17 protein-coding genes, 3 tRNA genes and 1 pseudogene are annotated in these 17,541 nt (G+C 68.6%); 11 read left to right on the top strand and 10 right to left on the bottom strand.

What is annotated here, in order from left to right; all coding sequences use genetic code 11:
- Positions 1-31 precede the first annotated feature (31 nt).
- The 5 genes from gyrA to RKD05_RS05950 all read left to right on the top strand — a co-directional run bounded on the left by gyrA (position 32) and on the right by RKD05_RS05950 (position 3,794).
- Positions 32-2,659, top strand: coding sequence for a DNA gyrase subunit A (gene gyrA, locus RKD05_RS05970; RefSeq protein ID WP_424708682.1), 2,628 nt, complete (start codon positions 32-34; stop codon positions 2,657-2,659).
- A complete protein-coding gene (locus RKD05_RS05965; RefSeq protein ID WP_034315356.1) occupies positions 2,656-3,060 on the top strand; it encodes a DUF3566 domain-containing protein in 405 nt (134 codons plus the stop codon). Before gyrA ends, RKD05_RS05965 begins: the two co-directional genes overlap by 4 nt.
- Before the next feature lie 68 nt (positions 3,061-3,128).
- Positions 3,129-3,202 (top strand) — tRNA-Ile (locus tag RKD05_RS05960).
- 14 nt (positions 3,203-3,216) lie between these two features.
- Positions 3,217-3,289 (top strand) — tRNA-Ala (locus RKD05_RS05955).
- Positions 3,290-3,371: 82 nt separating this feature from the next.
- Positions 3,372-3,794, top strand: coding sequence for an NUDIX hydrolase (locus RKD05_RS05950; RefSeq protein WP_424708681.1), 423 nt, complete (start codon positions 3,372-3,374; stop codon positions 3,792-3,794).
- A gap of 3 nt (positions 3,795-3,797) precedes the next feature.
- Here RKD05_RS05950 and RKD05_RS05945 read toward each other — a convergent pair whose 3' ends face one another.
- Together RKD05_RS05945 and RKD05_RS05940 are read right to left on the bottom strand one after the other, a co-directional pair.
- A complete protein-coding gene (locus RKD05_RS05945; RefSeq protein ID WP_424708679.1) occupies positions 3,798-4,271 on the bottom strand; it encodes an aminoacyl-tRNA deacylase in 474 nt (157 codons plus the stop codon).
- Positions 4,268-4,840 (bottom strand): DNA helicase, encoded by a 573-nt coding sequence (locus RKD05_RS05940; RefSeq protein WP_424708678.1) that lies wholly within the window; start codon positions 4,838-4,840, stop codon positions 4,268-4,270. Before RKD05_RS05940 ends, RKD05_RS05945 begins: the two co-directional genes overlap by 4 nt.
- A gap of 100 nt (positions 4,841-4,940) precedes the next feature.
- On the opposite strand from RKD05_RS05940, the gene RKD05_RS05935 reads away from it, so the two are divergent.
- Both RKD05_RS05935 and RKD05_RS05930 read left to right on the top strand, forming a co-directional pair.
- Positions 4,941-5,498, top strand: coding sequence for a peptidylprolyl isomerase (locus RKD05_RS05935; RefSeq protein WP_063258601.1), 558 nt, complete (start codon positions 4,941-4,943; stop codon positions 5,496-5,498).
- A 16-nt stretch (positions 5,499-5,514) separates the two neighbouring features.
- Complete coding sequence (locus RKD05_RS05930) at positions 5,515-6,447, top strand: rhomboid family intramembrane serine protease (RefSeq protein ID WP_424708676.1); 933 nt, start codon at positions 5,515-5,517, stop codon at positions 6,445-6,447.
- A gap of 61 nt (positions 6,448-6,508) precedes the next feature.
- Here the strand turns inward: RKD05_RS05930 and RKD05_RS05925 are convergent, their stop codons facing one another.
- Complete coding sequence (locus tag RKD05_RS05925) at positions 6,509-6,748, bottom strand: cell division protein CrgA (RefSeq protein ID WP_063258600.1); 240 nt, start codon at positions 6,746-6,748, stop codon at positions 6,509-6,511.
- A gap of 53 nt (positions 6,749-6,801) precedes the next feature.
- Between RKD05_RS05925 and RKD05_RS05920 the strand changes: the two genes are divergently transcribed.
- The 3 genes from RKD05_RS05920 to RKD05_RS05910 are packed head-to-tail and all read left to right on the top strand — an operon-like array spanning position 6,802 to position 8,368.
- Positions 6,802-7,575, top strand: a complete 774-nt coding sequence (locus RKD05_RS05920; RefSeq protein WP_424708674.1) for a class E sortase — start codon at positions 6,802-6,804, stop codon at positions 7,573-7,575.
- The gene (locus RKD05_RS05915) at positions 7,575-7,730 is read left to right on the top strand and encodes a hypothetical protein (protein WP_166671648.1); all 156 of its coding nucleotides are present in this window, start codon (positions 7,575-7,577) and stop codon (positions 7,728-7,730) included. The genes RKD05_RS05920 and RKD05_RS05915 overlap by 1 nt, the downstream gene beginning before the upstream one ends.
- On the top strand, positions 7,727-8,368 hold the full coding sequence (locus RKD05_RS05910; RefSeq protein ID WP_424708672.1) for an anthranilate synthase component II: 642 nt from the start codon (positions 7,727-7,729) through the stop codon (positions 8,366-8,368). Before RKD05_RS05915 ends, RKD05_RS05910 begins: the two co-directional genes overlap by 4 nt.
- Here the strand turns inward: RKD05_RS05910 and pknB are convergent.
- The 7 genes and pseudogenes from pknB to RKD05_RS05875 all read right to left on the bottom strand — a co-directional run bounded on the left by pknB (position 8,350) and on the right by RKD05_RS05875 (position 17,272).
- Positions 8,350-10,053 carry a Stk1 family PASTA domain-containing Ser/Thr kinase gene (pknB, locus tag RKD05_RS05905; RefSeq protein ID WP_424708671.1) on the bottom strand — a complete coding sequence of 568 codons (1,704 nt, stop codon included), beginning with the start codon at positions 10,051-10,053 and terminating at the stop codon, positions 8,350-8,352. The genes RKD05_RS05910 and pknB overlap by 19 nt on opposite strands.
- Positions 10,054-10,091: 38 nt before the next feature.
- Positions 10,092-11,837: a serine/threonine-protein kinase gene (locus RKD05_RS05900; protein ID WP_424708670.1), complete on the bottom strand. Its 1,746-nt coding sequence runs from the start codon at positions 11,835-11,837 to the stop codon at positions 10,092-10,094.
- Positions 11,834-13,304: pseudogene (locus RKD05_RS05895) on the bottom strand (peptidoglycan D,D-transpeptidase FtsI family protein). Before RKD05_RS05895 ends, RKD05_RS05900 begins: the two are co-directional and overlap by 4 nt.
- Before the next feature lie 49 nt (positions 13,305-13,353).
- Positions 13,354-14,754 (bottom strand): FtsW/RodA/SpoVE family cell cycle protein, encoded by a 1,401-nt coding sequence (locus RKD05_RS05890; protein WP_424708669.1) that lies wholly within the window; start codon positions 14,752-14,754, stop codon positions 13,354-13,356.
- A complete protein-coding gene (locus tag RKD05_RS05885) occupies positions 14,751-15,989 on the bottom strand; it encodes a PP2C family protein-serine/threonine phosphatase (protein ID WP_424708668.1) in 1,239 nt (412 codons plus the stop codon). The genes RKD05_RS05890 and RKD05_RS05885 overlap by 4 nt, the downstream gene beginning before the upstream one ends.
- A gap of 6 nt (positions 15,990-15,995) precedes the next feature.
- On the bottom strand, positions 15,996-16,538 hold the full coding sequence (locus tag RKD05_RS05880; RefSeq protein ID WP_424708667.1) for an FHA domain-containing protein FhaB/FipA: 543 nt from the start codon (positions 16,536-16,538) through the stop codon (positions 15,996-15,998).
- Positions 16,535-17,272: an FhaA domain-containing protein gene (locus RKD05_RS05875; RefSeq protein ID WP_424708666.1), complete on the bottom strand. Its 738-nt coding sequence runs from the start codon at positions 17,270-17,272 to the stop codon at positions 16,535-16,537. The genes RKD05_RS05880 and RKD05_RS05875 overlap by 4 nt, the downstream gene beginning before the upstream one ends.
- Before the next feature lie 153 nt (positions 17,273-17,425).
- Here RKD05_RS05875 and RKD05_RS05870 point away from each other — a divergent pair.
- Positions 17,426-17,509: transfer RNA gene (locus RKD05_RS05870), tRNA-Leu, on the top strand.
- Positions 17,510-17,541: the final 32 nt, after the last annotated feature.

Here is a 17,541-nt window from a genome sequence, read left to right as displayed (position 1 = left end):
CCCGGTCGACTCGATACGAAACTGAGAATCCATGGCTGACGACACCACTCCCGAGCCCGCCGGCGCGCGCGAAGAAGCCGCCCACAACCACGGCAAGATCGACCAGGTCGACCTCCAGCTCGAGATGCAGCGGAGCTACCTCGACTACGCGATGAGCGTCATCGTCGGGCGCGCCCTGCCCGACGTGCGCGACGGACTCAAGCCCGTCCACCGCCGCGTGATCTACGGCATGTACGACGGCGGCTTCCGCCCCGACAAGTCGTTCTCGAAGTGCGCCCGCGTCGTCGGCGAGGTCATGGGCCACTACCACCCCCACGGTGACGCCCCGATCTACGACGCCCTCGTGCGTCTCGTGCAGCCGTGGTCGCTGCGCTACCCGCTCGCGCTCGGCCAGGGCAACTTCGGTTCGCCCGGCAACCAGGGTGCGGCAGCTCCCCGGTACACCGAGACGAAGATGGCTCCCCTCGCGCTCGAGATGGTGCGCGACATCGAGGAAGAGACCGTCGACTTCGAGGACAACTACGACGGTCAGACCCAGGAGCCGACGGTCCTCCCGGCGCGCTTCCCGAACCTGCTCGTCAACGGCTCGGTCGGCATCGCCGTCGGTATGGCGACGAACATCCCGCCGCACAACCTCCGCGAGGTCTCCGCGGGTGCCCTGTGGGCGCTGGAGAACCCGGATGCCAGCCGCGAAGAGCTGCTCGAAGCGCTCATCGAGCGCATCCCCGGGCCCGACTTCCCCACGGCGGCGCAGATCCTCGGCACCCGCGGCATCAAGGACGCGTACCGCACGGGCCGCGGCTCGATCACGATGCGCGCCGTGGTCAACATCGAGGAGATCCAGGGCCGCACGTGCCTCGTGATCACCGAGCTGCCGTACCAGGTGAACCCGGACAACGTCGCGGTGAAGATCGGCGACCTCGCCCGCGAGGGCAAGATCACCGGCATCGCGGACATCCGCGACGAGACATCGGGCCGCACCGGTCAGCGCCTCGTCATCGTGCTCAAGCGCGACGCGGTCGCCAAGGTCGTGCTGAACAACCTGTACAAGCACACGCAGCTGCAGGAGAACTTCGGCGCCAACATGCTGGCGATCGTCGACGGCGTGCCCCGCACGCTGCCCCTCGACGGCTTCATCACCCTGTGGATCGAGCACCAGATCGAGGTCATCGTCCGGCGCACGCGCTACCGCCTCCGCAAGGCGGAGGAGCGCATGCACATCCTGCGCGGCTACCTCAAGGCGCTCGACGCGCTGGACGAGGTCATTGCGCTCATCCGCCGGTCGCCCACGGCCCAGGATGCCAACGAGGGCCTGCAGAAGCTCCTCGACATCGACGACATCCAGGCGCAGGCCATCCTCGACATGCAGCTGCGCCGCCTTGCTGCGCTCGAGCGACAGAAGATCGTCGACGAGGCGCAGGAACTCGAAGCGCGCATCGCCGACTACAACGACATCCTCGCGACGCCCGCCCGCCAGCGGACGATCATCCGCGACGAGCTCACCGCGATCGTCGACCGTTTCGGCGACGACCGCCGCACCGAGATCCTGCACGGTTTCGACGGTGACGTCTCGGTGGAAGACCTCATCGCCGAGGAGGAGATGGTCGTCACCGTCACACGCGACGGCTACATCAAGCGCACGCGCAGCGACAACTATCGCTCGCAGCACCGCGGCGGCAAGGGCGTGAAGGGCGCGCAGCTGCGCGCCGATGACGTCGTGGAGCACTTCTTCGTCACCACGACCCACCACTGGCTGCTGTTCTTCACGAACAAGGGCCGGGTGTACCGCTCGAAGGCGTACGAGGTTCCGGAGGCCGGTCGGGATGCCAAGGGCCAGCACGTCGCGAACCTCCTCGCGCTGCAGCCCGACGAGGAGATCGCGCAGATCCTCGACATCCGCGACTACAACGTCGCGACGTACCTCGTGCTCGCGACGCGCAACGGTCTCGTGAAGAAGACGCGCCTCGACGAGTACGACACCAACCGGCAGGGCGGCGTGATCGCCATCAAGCTCCGCGGGCAGGCGTCGGACGACGGTGAGGATGCCGAGCAGGGTGCGGCCGACGAGCTCGTCAGCGCGCTCCTGGTCGACGAGGGCGACGACATCCTCCTCATCAGCCGCCTCGGCATGTCGCTGCGGTTCTCCGCCACCGACAGCGCGTTGCGCCCGATGGGCCGCTCGACGTCGGGCGTGAAGGGCATGGACTTCCGTGCGGGCGACAGCCTGCTCTCGGCATCCGTCGCCAAGGACGACGAGTTCGTCTTCATCGTCACCGAGGGCGGCTACGCCAAGCGCACGTCGGTCACCGAATACCGCATGCAGAACCGCGGCGGACTGGGCATCAAGGTGGCCCGTCTGACCGAGGATCGCGGGGTTCTCGCGGGCGGTCTGATGGTGTCCGAGGGCGACGAGGTCCTTGTGGTTCTTGCCAGCGGCAAGGTGGTACGCTCCTCCGTGGCCGAGGTGCCTGCCAAGGGTCGCGACACGATGGGAGTCGTGTTCGCCCGTGCCGGAGGCGATGATCGCATCATCGCGATCGCCCGGAACAGCGAACGAAACCTGGCCGAGACGACGGAGACGACACCCGATCCGACCGCGCCCGACGCGGTCGAGACCGCCTCCTCTTCCGAGACCCCCGAGGAAAGTACTGACGCATGAGCACGGTAGCCGACAAACTCGCCAAGAAGTCGACCCACAAGACCTCGGCCAAGCAGGTGCGTCTGCGCCTGGTCTACATCGACTTCTGGTCGGCCGTGAAGCTGTCGTTCCTGGCTGCCGTCGCGATCGCCATCGTCACGGTGGTCTCGTACTTCCTGGTGTACCTCGTCGTGAGCGCGACCGGCCTCATCGGCAAGGCCGACGAGTTCTTCGCGAGCTTCACGGACGGTAGCGCCACGCTGTCGCAGTACGTGGGCCTGCCACAGGTGATGGCCTTCGCGGCCATCGTCGCGATCCTGAACCTCATCGTCGTGACCGTGATGGGTGCCGTCGTCGCCGGCATCTACAACCTCGCGGTCAAGGTCACGGGCGGCCTGCTCGTCGGCTTCACCTCGAACTGACGCCGATTCGGAAAAACCTCGAGATTCGGGTAAAGTCTTCGAGGTTGACCACGATGCGTCAGCAAGACGGGGCTATAGCTCAGGCGGTTAGAGCGCTTCACTGATAATGAAGAGGTCCCAGGTTCAAGTCCTGGTAGCCCCACCCGTTCCCCTCTCGGGGCCTTAGCTCAGCTGGTAGAGCGCCTGCTTTGCAAGCAGGATGTCAGGAGTTCGAATCTCCTAGGCTCCACAACATCTCCGTCGAGTCGGCTTCGGCCGGCTCTTCGTCTTTCCGGCATCCATCGCGCGGTCCCGCGGCTAGGGTGATCGCAATGGACATGCGAGTCGCCGCGTACGCCGTCATCACGGACGCCGACGATCGCGTGCTGCTGGCCCACTGGGTCGAGGGTCGCCGTGCCGCGTGGACGCTCCCCGGCGGCGGTCTCGAGGAGGGCGAGGACCCCCAGCGCGCGGTGCGTCGCGAGGTCCGCGAGGAGACCGGGTTCCGTGTCGCGGTCGACGAGCTGCTCGGCATCCATTCCCGGGTCATCCCGACCGAAGCTCGGCTCTCCGACGACGCGCAGGGTCCCCTGCACGCGCTGCGCATCGTCTACCGCGCCCACATCGTGGGGGGCCGGCTGCGCTATGAGGTGGACGGCTCGACGGACCTGGCGGCGTGGTTCACGCTGACGGCCGCGCGGCGGCTGCGCCGCGTGCAGCTGGTCGACATCGCCTTCCGGATGGCGAAGCTCTAGCCCTCAGCCGCGCGGTGCGGTGATGTCGGCGACGGTGGCGCCGTAGGCGCGGATCAGGTCGTCGGCCTCGACGAACAGGCTGTAGCCGTGGGCGCCGGCGCCCATCGCGATGTGCCGACCGACGATGCTCTCGTCGGCGTAGACGGGCCAGTCGTGCGTGCTGCCGATCGGGACGATCGTGCCCCGCTCGTACCCCGTCGCGGCGAGGGCGACCTCGGGTTCGGGCAGGCGCAGCTTGTTCACGCCGACCAGGGCCCGCAGCTTGGGCCACGAGATGACCTTGTCGCCCGGGACGAGGGCGAACAGGAACGTGTCGTCGGATCGCTTCACGACGAGCGTCTTGACGATGTCGTCGGGCAGGATGCCGAGGAGTTCGGCCGCTTCGTCGAGCGAGTTCGCGGCGGGACGCTCGCGCACATCGACAGAGAGGCCGCGCTGGAGCGCGGCCTCTCGGACTCTCTGGGTGGGGTCGCTCACGCGTCCGGGGCCCGCAGCGGGTCGTCGGCCACCCACAGCTCGTCATCGGCGCGCAGCGTCTGCCAGGCGGCGTAAGCGACACCGACCGCGGCGGCGACGCCGAGGAGGATGGCGATGACGCCGCCGGCCCCGATGCCGTCGTTCTGCGTCGGAAGTTTGGCGGAGAGGCGCTTGGTGGCCTTCTTGCCGTACTTCTCGGCGCGCTTGGCGTACTTGTGGGTGTCGAGCTCGAAACCGCGGCCCTTGGCCAGCCGGTCACGGGTGTCGCCCGCGGCATCCCACACCGACAGCGCCCCGCCGACGACGGCACCGGCCGCCGGGACGAGCTTGTGGCTGACGAAGCGGTTGGCGTAGGTGACGCCCTTGTCGACGTACGGCGCGGCGTACTTGTCGTAACCGTCCTGGACGGTGGGAACGAGGTCTTCGCGGCTGAAGCGACCGAGCTGGCGACCGGCTTCGCGGGCCACCTTTCCGCTCTCGCCCAGCAGAACCTGCTGGGACTCCCACACCTTGGCGGCGTGCTTCTGGAGCTTGCGCAGTTCCTTCTTGCTCTTGCGGCTGAGGCCCACGGCTTCATCCTCCCTGTCGATGGGATGTACGCGATTCATCTTGCCAGAACGGGGGTCCCGGTCCGGGAACCCTTGCAGATAACTCTGAGAGAATGTACCCATGGCTTCCCACACCGCCGTCGCGACCCTTCACACCAACCACGGCGACATCGTCGTCAACCTGTTCGGCGACCACGCTCCCCGGACCGTCCGCAACTTCGTCGGCCTCGCCGACGGGACGCAGGAATGGACCCACCCGGCCACCGGCGCCAAGGGCGAGGGCCCGCTGTACTCGAACGTCGTCTTCCACCGCATCATCCCCGGCTTCATGATCCAGGGCGGCGACCCGCTCGGTCAGGGCGTCGGCGGCCCCGGTTACACCTTCAACGACGAGATCCACCCCGAGCTCGACTTCTCGGCCCCCTACAAGCTGGCCATGGCCAACGCCGGCCTGCGCCGCAACGCGATCACCGGCCAGCCCGAGGGCACGAACGGCTCCCAGTTCTTCATCACGACCGACCCCACTCCGTGGCTGCAGGGCAAGCACACCATCTTCGGTGAGGTCGCCGACGACGAGTCGAAGAAGGTCGTCGACGCGATCAGCAAGGTCCGGACCGCCGCGGGCGACCGTCCGATCGAGCCCGTGGTGCTCGAGTCGGTCGACGTCGTCACCGTCTGACCCTCGGCGGCGGCGGGTGTCCACGACCGAGGAGTTCCGTCGCAACAGCGACAACTTCTGCTACCGGCATCCGGACCGGCAGAGCTTCGTGCTCTGTCAGCGGTGCCTGCGGACCGTCTGTCCGGAATGTCGCACGCCTGCCGCCGTCGGCGTCATCTGCCCCGAGTGCATGGCCCAGCAGCGGGCTGCGGAGACGCCGGCGCAGAAGAAGGCCCAGCGCCGCTGGGGTCGTCGTTCGGCCCCGCTCGCCGTGGTCTCGAGCGGTCGTCCCATTGCGACGCTCACGATCATCGCCATCACCGGCATCTTCTACGTGATCGGGCTCATCCCCGTTGTCGGAACCATGGTCGGGAACGCTCTGGCGTTCTACCCGCCGTTCCTCGTCCCGCAACTGGGACCGATCGAGCCCTGGCGGCTCTTCACCGCGGCTCTCGTCCATTCGGGCTTCTTCCACATCGGTCTGAACATGCTGGCCCTGTGGTTCATCGGTCGCAATCTCGAACCGCTCCTCGGCAAGTGGCGGTTCGTCGTGCTGTACCTGCTCGGAACCCTCGGTGGTTCGGTGGCCGTGGCACTCCTGGCGCCGACCACGATCGTGGTGGGGGCGTCGGGCGCGATCTTCGCGCTGTTCGGTGCGCTGCTGGTCATCGGCCGCCACATCGGTGCGGACATCCGCACGATCGCGGTGCTGATCGCCATCAACTTCGCGTGGCCGTTCGTGGTCGCGATCTTCACGTCGCTGCGGACGGGCGACTACTTCGCCGCGCTCAACGACGTCGGCGTCTCGTGGCAGGCGCACCTGGGCGGACTCGTCGTCGGTGCGGTCGTCGGCTTGATCTACGCCCGCACGCGAGCGATCCGTCAGCGGCCGTTGCAGATCGGGCTACTGATCGCCGTGGGCGTGGCTCTCTTCGCGCTGCTCGCCGTGCCGGCGATCGTGTACTACTGAGAGTTATCCACAGGCTCATCCACAGGTGGGGATGAATTACACGCGTGTAAGTCGGGTGAACTCAGCGCCACCGCGTCGTCATCAAGAACCCCACGAAGGCGATTCCGAATCCGATCACGAGGTTCCACGCACCGATGCCGGGCACGGGGAACTGCGAGTTGCTCAGGTAGAAGACGAGCACCCACACCAAGCCGACGAGCATGAGACCGATCATGATCGGCAGGAACCACACCGGGTTCGGCGCGGATCCGTTGTCGTTGCGCTCAGCGATCGGGTCTTCGCCGTTGCCAGTACGTGCCATGCGGGCCAGTCTAACGGGCAGTCCCTCTCGCCCCACAGAACTAGACTGCCCCGGTGCCCACGGTTGACGAGCCTTCCACGCGCCGCGCGTCACGGCGGCGCCGTCCGCCCCGCCGACGCGTCACGGTCCTCGGTGTCCTCGGCGATCTGCTCCTCACCGCGGGCGTCGTCGTCCTGCTGTTCGTCGGGTGGCAGCTGTGGATCGGTGACGCGATCATCGGTGCCAAGTTCAAGAGCGAAGCGGGAGCCCTGACCCAGGAATGGGCGGCGGCGCCCGTGACGCCGCAGGCGACCCCGACGCCGGGTGCGACGACTCCCGCCGACCCGCCTGCCCTTGTGCAGCCTGGGAACGGCGAGGTCTTCGGCGTGCTTCGCATCCCCCGTCTCGGACCCGACTACCAGTTCAAGCTGGCCGGCGGCGTGAGCGCGTCGGTCACCCTCGACCCCATCGGTGTCGGGCACTACCCCGACACCGCGATGCCCGGGCAGCAGGGCAACTTCGCGATCGCCGGTCACCGGGGCAGCCACGGTGCTCCGTTCGCGGATCTCCCCTCCCTGAGGGTCGGGGACGCGGTCGTCGTCGAGACCCCGGACGGTTGGTACACGTACCGCTTCCGCAATCTGGAGTACGTCCGCCCCGACGGAGTGGGCGTGCTGCTGCCCGTTCCCCAGCAGCCCGAGGTCCAGGCCACCGACAAGCTGATCACCATGACCACGTGCAGTCCCCGATACGGCTCCGCCGAGCGCGCCATCGCGTACGGGGTCTTCGAGTCGTTCACCCCTCGCGCGGACGGCCCGCCCGCGTCGCTGACCACTGGAGCCGCCTGATGTACGGAGCCCTCTGGCGCGTGCTGCCCGGACCCTGGTGGGTCCGTCTCTTCATCGTCCTCGTCCTGGTCGCCGCCGTGCTGTACGGCCTGTTCTTCTACGTGTTCCCGTGGGTCAGCGACATCCTTTATCCACAGGACGTCACGGTTCAGTGAGCTTCCGGGTCGTCGTGGTCGACAACCGCGACAGCTTCGTCCACACGCTCGCCGGATACGTGTCCGATCTGGGCGCCGCCGTCGACCTGCGCCCGGCCGGCGGTCTGGCGGTCGACACCGCCCTCGCCTGCGCCGACGCGGTGCTCGTCTCGCCCGGCCCCGGCCACCCGGTCGACGCCGGCTCGTCGATCGACGTCGTGCACGCGGCGCGGGAGCGTGGCATCCCGCTGCTCGGGGTGTGTCTCGGGCACCAAGCGCTCGCGGTCGCCTTCGGTGCGCGCGTCGTCCGTGCTCCGGAGCTGCTGCACGGCATCACGAGCCGGATCCACCACGACGGCGCCGGCGTGTTCGCGGGTCTGCCGCAGGGGTTCGAGGCGACGCGGTACCACTCGCTCGCCGTCGATGAGGCGACGCTCCCCGACGAGCTCGCGGTGACCGCGCGGACGGAGTCGGGGGTGATCATGGGTCTCGCCCACCGTGACGCGCCGCTCGTCGGTGTGCAGTTCCACCCCGAGAGCATCCTCACCGAGGGCGGCCACGCCCTGCTGGGAACGTGGCTCGAGGATGCCGGACTCCGCGGCGCGGCGGAGGCGGGGCGCCGCCTCCACCCGCGCCGGAGTCAGGATCCGGTGCAGTAGGTCAGCGTGATCTCGCTGTGGATCGGGACCTCGCCCGGTGCCAGCGACTGATTGGTGACGAGCGGCGGAGTCGTGGCGCGGCATCCGGGGTCTTCCTGGGTGCGCACCGTGAGCTGCTTGTCGGTGGATTCCAGCTCGCGCTTCGCCACATCGACCGGGTAGCTCTTGGTGTAGTCGTTGATGACCACGGTCCCGCTCGCCACGACGAGGTTGACGGTCGTGCCCTTGGCGACTTCGACTCCGGATGCCACGCTCGCCGACATCACGACGCCCTTCGCGAGAGCCGGATCGGTCTTCCGTTGGACGAGACCGACCGTGAGGCCGGCCGCCTGCAGGGCGGAACGGGCCTCCGACTCGTTGATGCCCTCGAGGGTGGGGACCTTCGCCGTGTCGGCCCCGGTCGAGACGTAGAGGACCACCTCTTGCCCGGAGGCCACCGACGTGTCGGCTTCGGGTGTCGTCCGCACCACGTTGCCGGAGGCGACGGTGGCGTCGGCGACGTCCACGCGTTTGGCGGTCAGGTCCTGTTTCTGCAACTCGGCGACGGCGTCGTCGTACGGCATGTCGACGACGTTGGGGATCGTCCGGCCGGCGGACGGGACGTCGTTCGACGGCTGGATCTGCACGACCCACAGCAGGACCGAGACCAACAGCACGGCGAGCACCGCGACGCCGGCCCAGATCCACGCGACGGGCGGACCGGGCTGCGTGCGGCGCATCGTCGTGTCCGTGCTGAGCTGACGGAGGGAGCGCGCCGTTTCCGCCGCCTGACGGGGATTCGGTCCGTAGAGCTCGTTCGACAGCGCCGACATCTGCCGCTTCGTGGGCTCCTTGCCCTCGACCGTGGCATCCAGGTCTTCCCGGAAGGCGGCGGCGTCCTGCGGTCGCTGGAAGGGATCCTTGGCGAGAGCGCGCAGCACCACCGCGTCGAGCGCGCGCGGCACGGTGTCGTTGATCTCGCTCGGCGGAAGGGGCGCCTCGCTGACGTGCTGGTACGCGACGGCGACGGGGGTATCGCCGCGGAACGGCGGCCGGCCCGTGAGCAGCTCGTAGAGCACCACACCCGCGGAGTACAGGTCGGCGCGCGCGTCGACCGACTCGCCCTTCGCCTGCTCGGGAGAGAAGTAGGCGGCGGTTCCGACGATCGCCGTGGTCTCCGCGACCGTGGACGACGAGTCGGACACCGCGCGGGCGATGCCGAAGTCCATGACCTTCACGCGACCGGAGTCGGTGATCATGACGTTTCCGGGCTTGATGTCGCGGTGGACGACTCCGGCGCGGTGCGAGTACTCGAGGGCCTCCAGGATGCCGTCGACGTACCGCAGCGCCTCGTCGATCGGCACGGGACCGGCGTCGATGATGCTCTTCAGCAGGCGTCCGTGGACGAGCTCCATCACGATGTACGGCACCGGGTGCTCCTGGCCGTCGGCACCCACCTCGACGTCCTCGCCCGCGTCGAATACGCGCACGATCGTGGGGTGGGCCATGCGCGACGCGGCCTGCGCTTCGAGGCGGAACCGCGTGCGGAACGCGGCGTCGCCGGCGAGGTCGGCCTTCAGGATCTTGATCGCGACCGTGCGCCCCAGGGTTTGGTCGTAGCCGCGATAGACGCTGGCCATACCGCCACGACCGATGAGGTCGTCGACGCGGTAGCGTCCGGAGAGGACGCGCGTCTCAGTGGTCACGGGGTACTCCTGGGGTGGGGGGGATCAGGGGGCGCGATTCAGCGCGTGGCGCTGGGGCTCGGCGACGGAGTGTTGGCGCCGGTGATCGACGCGGATGCTTCGTTCGACGGGCCGGCGGTGCGGTCCGTGCCGGAGCAGCTGACCGTGTACGTGACCCGGAGGGTCTGACCGGCCGAGTTGCTGACCTGCAGTTCCGCGTTGCGAGCGTCGGGGGCGAACGATGCGGTCGACTGACCGTTCTCCGAGAACGTGCCGTTCGTCGCCGTGAAGTTGTACGACGACACGTTGCCGGTACCGGACGGGCACGAGTACTGCTGCCACGAGACCTGGATGGTGCTGCCGGCGGTGACCGAGGATCCCGGGAGAGTCGGCGTGCTCGGCTTGTCCAGCGGAGTCTCCTCACCGAACACGCGGAGCGTGATGATCGTCCCGGCGGGGACGCTGCCGGTCGGGCTCACGGTGTCGACCTTCCCGACCTGGTCGGGGCTGGTCGCCGCGTTGCCGGTCTCGCAGTTGGCGCCGAGCTTGTTGTTGCTGAGGATCGTGCTGGCCTCGTCGCAGGTCTTGCCGGGCAGATCGAGCGCGTTGACGTTCACGAGCTGCTGCGAAGTCTGGGACGGGGATGCCGACGCGCTCGCGCTGCGCGACGGAGCGGCCGAACTCGGGGCGTTGCTCGAGGGGTTGGCATCCGGAGTCTTCTGGTTGCTGAGGACCGCGAACAGCGTGCCGCCCAGCACGAGCAGGAGGAGCAGGATCAACGCCACGAGTGGCCATGTCCACGGGCTGCGCTTCTTCTGCGGCCGCGTGTCTTGCTCGACGTGCTCCTCGGTGAGGAGCGACGGCGCGGGCGTCGGGAGCAGACGCGTCGCGGCCGAGGTCTGGCCGGCGGTCAGCAGCTGCGTGGCCTCGTCGGCCACGGCCACACCGGCGGCGATCGCGGGCACGGCACCGGCGGCCGCGGCGAGGTCTCCGCGGCGGAGGGCCGTCGCCGCACGCGAGACGGCCGCGGCCGAAGCCGGACGGTCGTCGGGCTTCTTCGCGATCATGGCCATCACGAGGTTCTGCACCGGCACGGCCACCGTCGGCGGCAGCGGAGCGGGCTGCTCGTTGATCTGCGCCATCGCGATCGCGACCTGCGACTCCCCCGTGAAGGGGCGCTTCCCCGCCAGGCACTCGTACGCGACGATGCCGAGCGAGTAGATGTCGGTCGCGGGCGACGCCGGGTGACCGGACGCCTGCTCGGGCGACAGATACTGCACGGTGCCCATGACCTGACCGGTCGCGGTCAGCGGCACCTGGTCGGCGATGCGGGCGATGCCGAAGTCGGTGATCTTCACGCGGCCGTCGGGCGTGATGAGCAGGTTGCCGGGCTTGATGTCGCGGTGGACGAGTCCGGCGGCGTGCGCGGCCTGCAGGGCTGCGGCGGTCTGGGCCACGATGTCGAGGGTCTTGTCGGTCGACAGCGAGCCCTCGCGCTCGAGGATCGTCGAGAGGGCCTCACCGGGCACGAGTTCCATCACGAGGAAGGCGCTGCCGTCCTCCTCGCCGTAGTCGAACACGCTCGCGATGCCCTCGTGGTTGACGAGTGCGGCGTGACGGGCCTCGGCGCGGAAGCGCTCGAGGAACCCGGGGTCGCCCATGTACTCGTCCTTGAGGATCTTGATCGCGACGGTACGCCCGATGACGTGGTCGGTCGCTTCCCAGACCTCGCCCATGCCGCCGATCGCGATCCGCGAATCCAGCTCGTAGCGTCCTCCGAAGGTCACTCCTTGCGTCGGTCTCATTTGCCCAGCACCGCCTCCATGACCTTCTTCGCTATCGGGGCGGCGATCTCGTTGCCGCTCCCGCTCTGCCCCTGGCCCCCGCCGTTCTCCACCACAACAGCGACAGCGACCTTCGGGTCGTCCGCCGGGGCGAAGCCGGTGAACCAGAGAGTGTAGGGACGAGCGTCGTTCTCTGCGGTGCCGGTCTTACCCGCCACCTGGACCCCCGTCTATTCTTGCATTCGACGCCGCGCCGTCCTGGACGTTCGCCGTCATCATCGTGACCATCTGCGCCGCGATGTTCGGCTCCAGTGCGCGGCCGTACTCGCTGTTCGTCCCCTCGGTCCGGACCGACAGATCCGTGCCGATCACCCGGTCGATCATGCGCGGGTTCATCACGACGCCGCCGTTCGCAATGCCGGCCGACACCATCGCCATCTGCAGCGGGGTCGCGCGCACCTGGCCCTGTCCGAAGCCGCTCAGCGCGGTCTGCGGCGCGTCGAGGTTCGCGGGGTAGCTCGAGGGGGTCGAGGCGAACGACGTCGAGTCGGGGACCAGCGAGAAGGACGAGTTGAAGCCGTACTTCTCGGCCTCGGCGCGGATCGCGTCGTCGCCGAGCTCGACGGCGAGTTCCGCCATAGGGATGTTGCAGCTCAGCCGCAGGGCCGTGGCGATCGTCACGGTGTCGCCGCCGCCGCACGTTCCGCCGCCGGCGTTGCTCACGACGCTCGAGGACTGCGGCAGCGTGTAGGACGCGACGTTGGGGAACGACGAATCGGGCGTGTACTTCCCGGATGCCAGGGCCGCCGAGGCCACGACCAACTTGAAGGTCGATCCGGGCGGGTTCAGGTCGCCCTCGATCGCGCGGTTGACCAGCGGCTGCGAGGGATCGGCCGCGAGCTGGTCGTACGCCGCGTTCACGGCATCCGGATCGTGCGAAGCGAGCGTGTTGGTGTCGAAGCTCGGCTTGGACACCATGGCGAGGATGCGTCCCGTCGAGGGCTCGATCGCCACGACGGCGCCCTGCTGGTTGCCGAGGGCGTCCCACGCCGCGCGCTGCACGTTGGCGTCCACCGACACCTCGACGTTCGCTCCGCGGGGAACCTGGCCCGTCAGGGCGCGGTCGATGCGCGAGAAGAATTCGTTCTCGTCGGAGCCGCTGAGCACGGCGTTCTCCGCGGACTCGATGCGGGTCTTCGCGTCGAGGACGGGGTTCATGTACCCGGTGACGGGAGCCCACATGTCGGCATCCACGTACTGGCGCTGCCAGCTGTAGACGTCGTCGGAGGGGACGGACGAGGCGATCGCGGTGCCGCTCGCGATGATCGACCCGCGCTGGATCTCGTACGAGTCGTACAGGGCGCGCCGGTTGCCGGGGGTGTTCGCGAGGTTCGCCGCCTGGCCGACCTGGATGATGCTGGTCGACACGAACAGCGCGAGGAACATCGCCAGCATGACGATGCTGAGGCGTCGGAGCTCTTTGGTCACGGTGCCTCCTCCCGGATACGGCTGCGGGTCTCGATCGTGGGCGTGGTCATCAGCCGATCACCACCCGGGGACGGCTGCGCACGGCATCCGAGATGCGCAGGAGGAACGCGACGATGATCCAGTTCGCCACGAGGGACGACCCACCGGCCGCGAGGAACGGCGTCGTGAGACCCGTCAGCGGGATCACGCGGGTCACGCCGCCGACCATGATGAACACCTGCAGCGCGATCGTGAACGAGAAGCCCGTCGCGAGGAGCTTGCCGAAGTCGTCCTGACCGGCGAGACCGACGCGGATGCCGCGGCTCGCGAACACCATGTACAGCGCGAGGATCGCGAACAGGCCGACCAGGCCCAGCTCCTCGCCGAGGCTCGGGACGATGTAGTCGCTCTGCGAGAGGGGCGTGATGTACGGACGGCCCTGGCCGAGTCCGGTGCCGAACAGACCGCCGTGCGCGAGGCCGAAGATGCCCTGCGTCAGCTGGTAGCTGCCGCCGTCGGCGTTGACGACGTCGGTGTTGAACGCGTCGAGCCAGTTCGTGAAGCGTCCGTTGACGTACGGCAGGACACGGGATGCCAGGAACGCTCCGGTCGCGGCCAGGACCACACCGATCAGGACCCAGCTCGTCTTGCCGGTCGCGACGTAGAGCATGGCGACGAACATGCCGAAGATGAGCAGACCCGTGCCGAGGTCGCGCTGCAGAACGATGATGCCGAGGGAGACGAGCCAGATGATCAGGAGCGGGCCGAGTTCGCGGGCGCGCGGCCACGTCATGAACAGGAAGCGCGTTCCCGTCGACGTCAGGCTCTCGCGGGTGCGGACGAGGTAGCCGGCGAAGAAGATCGCGAGAGCGATCTTGGCGAGCTCACCGGGCTGGAACGACACGAAACCCAGCGAGACCCACACGTCGGCGTTCTGCTCGGTCCCCAGGCCCGGGACGAACGGCAGGAGGAGCAGCAGGATGCCGACGAGGCCCGAGAGGTACGTGTACCGGAACAGCACGCGGTAGTTGCGGACGAAGATCACCACGAGCAGTGCCGCGACCAGCGCGATCGCCGCCCAGGCGATCTGGCGGATGGCCGTGGCATCCCATCCGTTCAGTCCGACCGCGAGGTCGATGCGGTAGATCTCCGCGATGCCGATGCCCGTGAGGACCGTGGCGATGGGGAGGACGAACGGATCCGCGTCGCGGGCGCGCAGACGCAGGACGACGTGCAGGATCAGCGCGAGCACGGCCGGGATGGCGGCGAGCATGAGGTAGCCCGACTCCACGGTGCCGTTCACGCCGAGCTGCACGAGCACGATGGCCGAGCCGTACACCGCGATCGCGAACAGCAGCAGACCGAGTTCGCGGTTGCGCTGCTTCGCGGGCGTGCGGATCTTCTTGAGCGCGCGCATGACCGCGGTGTCGGTGGACACCTCGCCCGGTCGCGTCAGTTTCTGGTCGGTCATCCGGTGGCCTCCGCTTTCGGACGCAGTCGGGCCACGATCTGTTCGGCATCCGCCAGGGAGCGCGCCGAGACCGTCGTCTCGACGGCCTGGCGGTCGAAGTCGGACAGACCGGCGAGGACGATGCCCGTGTCCTCGTAGACGGACGACAGCGAGATCGGTCCGATCGACTGCTGGACCCCGCGGTAGATCACCACCGTGTCGTCGTCCGCGCCGACGTAGTAGCGCGTCTGGGTCCAGTTGTACCCGGCGAACAGGGCGACCCCGATCGCCGCGAGCACGAGCAGGAGGGCGGCGAGCCACCCCAGCCGGCGGCGGCGGGCGCGGCGCCGATCTTCCTCGATGAGTTCCTCGAGGAACTCCGCCGCGGGCTCGAAGTGCGTCGGCTCGTTCGCCGCCTGCCGCGCGGAGTGCAGCCACGGCGACCGCGCGGCGCGGACCGGGGGCACCACGACGCCGGTCGGGTTCGAGGCGGAGCCCACGATCGTGGGCGTGCCGATGAACACGGGGTGCTGGCCGCCCACGTCGACGATCACGACCGTGACGTTGTCGGGTGCGCCGCCGTCGAGCGCCTGCTTCAGGAGCGCGTCCGCGGTGCGGGCGGGCGGCATCCCGAGTGCGAGGGCCTTCGTGGTGTGCGCGTCGTCGACGACCCCGGAGAGCCCGTCGGAGCACAGCAGCCAGCGGTCGCCGTCCTGGGTCGGCATGATGAACGTGTCGACCTCGGGGTCGGGGTCCATGTCGCCCAGAACGCGCATGAGCACCGAACGGCGCGGGTGATAGCGGGCCTCTTCGGGGGTGATTCGGCCCGAGTCCACCAGACGCTGCACGAAGGTGTGGTCGGTGGTGATCTGGGTGAGCGTGTCGTCGCGGTAGAGGTACACGCGGGAGTCGCCGATGTGGCCGATCACGGCGTAGTCGTCGACCATGATGATCGCGCTGACCGTCGTGCCCATGCCGGCGAGCTCGGGACGCCGCGCGACCGTGTCGATGAGGTCGGTCGCGGTGTCGGCCAGGGCATCGCCCAGCGCGTGCTCGGCCTCGCTGGTGCTGGGGAACGGCCGGTCGAGGTCGGTCAGCCGTGCGATCGCCAGGCTCGAGGCGACGTCACCGCCGGCGTGCCCGCCCATGCCGTCGGCGACGATGAAGAGATTGGATCCGGCGTAACCGGAGTCCTGGTTGTTGGAGCGGACCTTTCCCGTGTGGGAGATCGCCGCGCTCGAGCCTTGAAAGACCAAGGTGCGTTACTTCCGCAGCTCGAAGGTCGTCGCGCCCACCTTGATCGGCGCGCCCACCTTCACCTGAACGGGGGATGCCACGCGCACCCCGTCGTGCGTGGTGCCGTTCGTGGAGTCGAGGTCCTGCAGCATCCACTGGTCGCCCCACAGCACGAGTCGCGCGTGATGGCTCGAGGTGTAGTCGTCGCGGATGACGAGACCCGACTCGCTCGAGCGGCCGATCGTGAGCGGCTCGGTGCCGAGCGGCAGCTCGAGTCCGGCCTTGGGGCCGCTCGTGATGACGATGCGCGAGACCGAGGCGGTCGTCGCGAGGCCCCCCGCGGGGACCGGGGCCGGAGCAGCGGGACGCTTGACCTGCGTCGTCACTGCGTTCGGCGATGCCACCGGCGCCGGGGCGGCCGGAGCGGGGGCGGATGCCTCGGGCTCGGGGAGCTTCCGCACCTTCACGCCGAAGAGGTCGGCGCGCAGCGAATACACGACACCGAACACGAAGAACCACAGGAGGATCAGGAATCCGCCCTGCAGGAGAAGAAGAGTCAGTGGACTCATGACAGGGGCCCCCGGTCCCGGACGTCGAAAAGCTGTGTCGCATCGGACGGCGTCGAACGCCGTGCGGTCTGCGCCTGCGCGACCACACGGAAGACGATATCCGTGCGGCCGATCGAGATCTTCGAATCGGGCGGCAGAGCGGCTTCGGTCACCTTGCGTCCGTTGAGCGTCGTCCCGTTCGTGGAGCCGAGGTCGCGGACCATGGCGCGCTCGCCGTCCCACAGGATCTCGACGTGCTTGCGGCTCGTGCCGGCGTCGGGGATCGTGATGTCGGCGTCGCTTCCGCGACCGATCACCGTGCGGGCCTTGACCAGCGGATGCCGCGTGCCGTTGATGTCGACGACACCCCGCCACGAGACCTGGCCCTCGGTGGTGCCCGAGTCGACGCGGAGCGTGCCGGTCGAGACGGAGGAATCACGCTCGATCGAGATCGTGACGGGACCCGCGAACGAGTAGCCCTGCGTGCGCGCGTGCTGCTTCACCAGGGTGTCCAGCTCGGACACGAGCGTCGAGCCGAACGCGCTCATCTTCTCGTCGTCGGCGGGGGAGAGGCGCACGGTCAGGGCGTTCGGCACCAGGATGCGCTCACGCGTGACCACGACGGCCTTCTTGTCGAGCTCGGCGCGGAGTGCCGAGGCGATCTCCACCGGCTGGATGCCACTGCGGAAGGTCTTCGCGAACGCACCGTTCACGGCGCGGTCGAGACCTCTCTCGAAACTGTCGAGTAGTCCCACGAGACTCCTTCAGGCAGGCAGACCAGTAGCCACATCGTAGTCAGCGCGCCTGGGGAGGTCATGGATGCGAGCGCCGAACACGGTTCATCTGCCCCGTGGGACCGTGATATTCTCGGGAAGTTGAGTGCGCGGCATCCCTGGATGCCACGACTCGCGCGAGTGGCGGAATAGGTAGACGCGCTGGCTTCAGGTGCCAGTGCCCGCAAGGGCGTGGGGGTTCAAGTCCCCCCTCGCGCACAGAACGACGAGGGCCCCGGAGAGATCCGGGG

Origin of the sequence: Microbacterium sp. SLBN-111, from assembly GCF_049739645.1 — a bacterium.
GTDB lineage: Bacteria > Actinomycetota > Actinomycetes > Actinomycetales > Microbacteriaceae > Microbacterium.
The sequence above is the reverse complement of the archived record's forward strand: the minus strand, read 5'-3'. Positions and strand labels throughout refer to the sequence as shown.

Bases quoted from the DNA above. Each gene is read 5' to 3' on its own strand.
- gyrA (WP_424708682.1), top strand. From the start codon at position 32: ATGGCTGACGACACCACTCCCGAGCCCGCCGGCGCGCGCGAAGAAGCC.
- RKD05_RS05965 (WP_034315356.1), top strand. From the start codon at position 2,656: ATGAGCACGGTAGCCGACAAACTCGCCAAGAAGTCGACCCACAAGACC.
- RKD05_RS05950 (WP_424708681.1), top strand. From the start codon at position 3,372: ATGGACATGCGAGTCGCCGCGTACGCCGTCATCACGGACGCCGACGAT.
- RKD05_RS05935 (WP_063258601.1), top strand. From the start codon at position 4,941: ATGGCTTCCCACACCGCCGTCGCGACCCTTCACACCAACCACGGCGAC.
- RKD05_RS05925 (WP_063258600.1), bottom strand. From the start codon at position 6,748: ATGGCACGTACTGGCAACGGCGAAGACCCGATCGCTGAGCGCAACGAC.
- RKD05_RS05915 (WP_166671648.1), top strand. From the start codon at position 7,575: ATGTACGGAGCCCTCTGGCGCGTGCTGCCCGGACCCTGGTGGGTCCGT.
- RKD05_RS05900 (WP_424708670.1), bottom strand. From the start codon at position 11,837: ATGAGACCGACGCAAGGAGTGACCTTCGGAGGACGCTACGAGCTGGAT.
- RKD05_RS05890 (WP_424708669.1), bottom strand. From the start codon at position 14,754: ATGACCGACCAGAAACTGACGCGACCGGGCGAGGTGTCCACCGACACC.
- RKD05_RS05880 (WP_424708667.1), bottom strand. From the start codon at position 16,538: ATGAGTCCACTGACTCTTCTTCTCCTGCAGGGCGGATTCCTGATCCTC.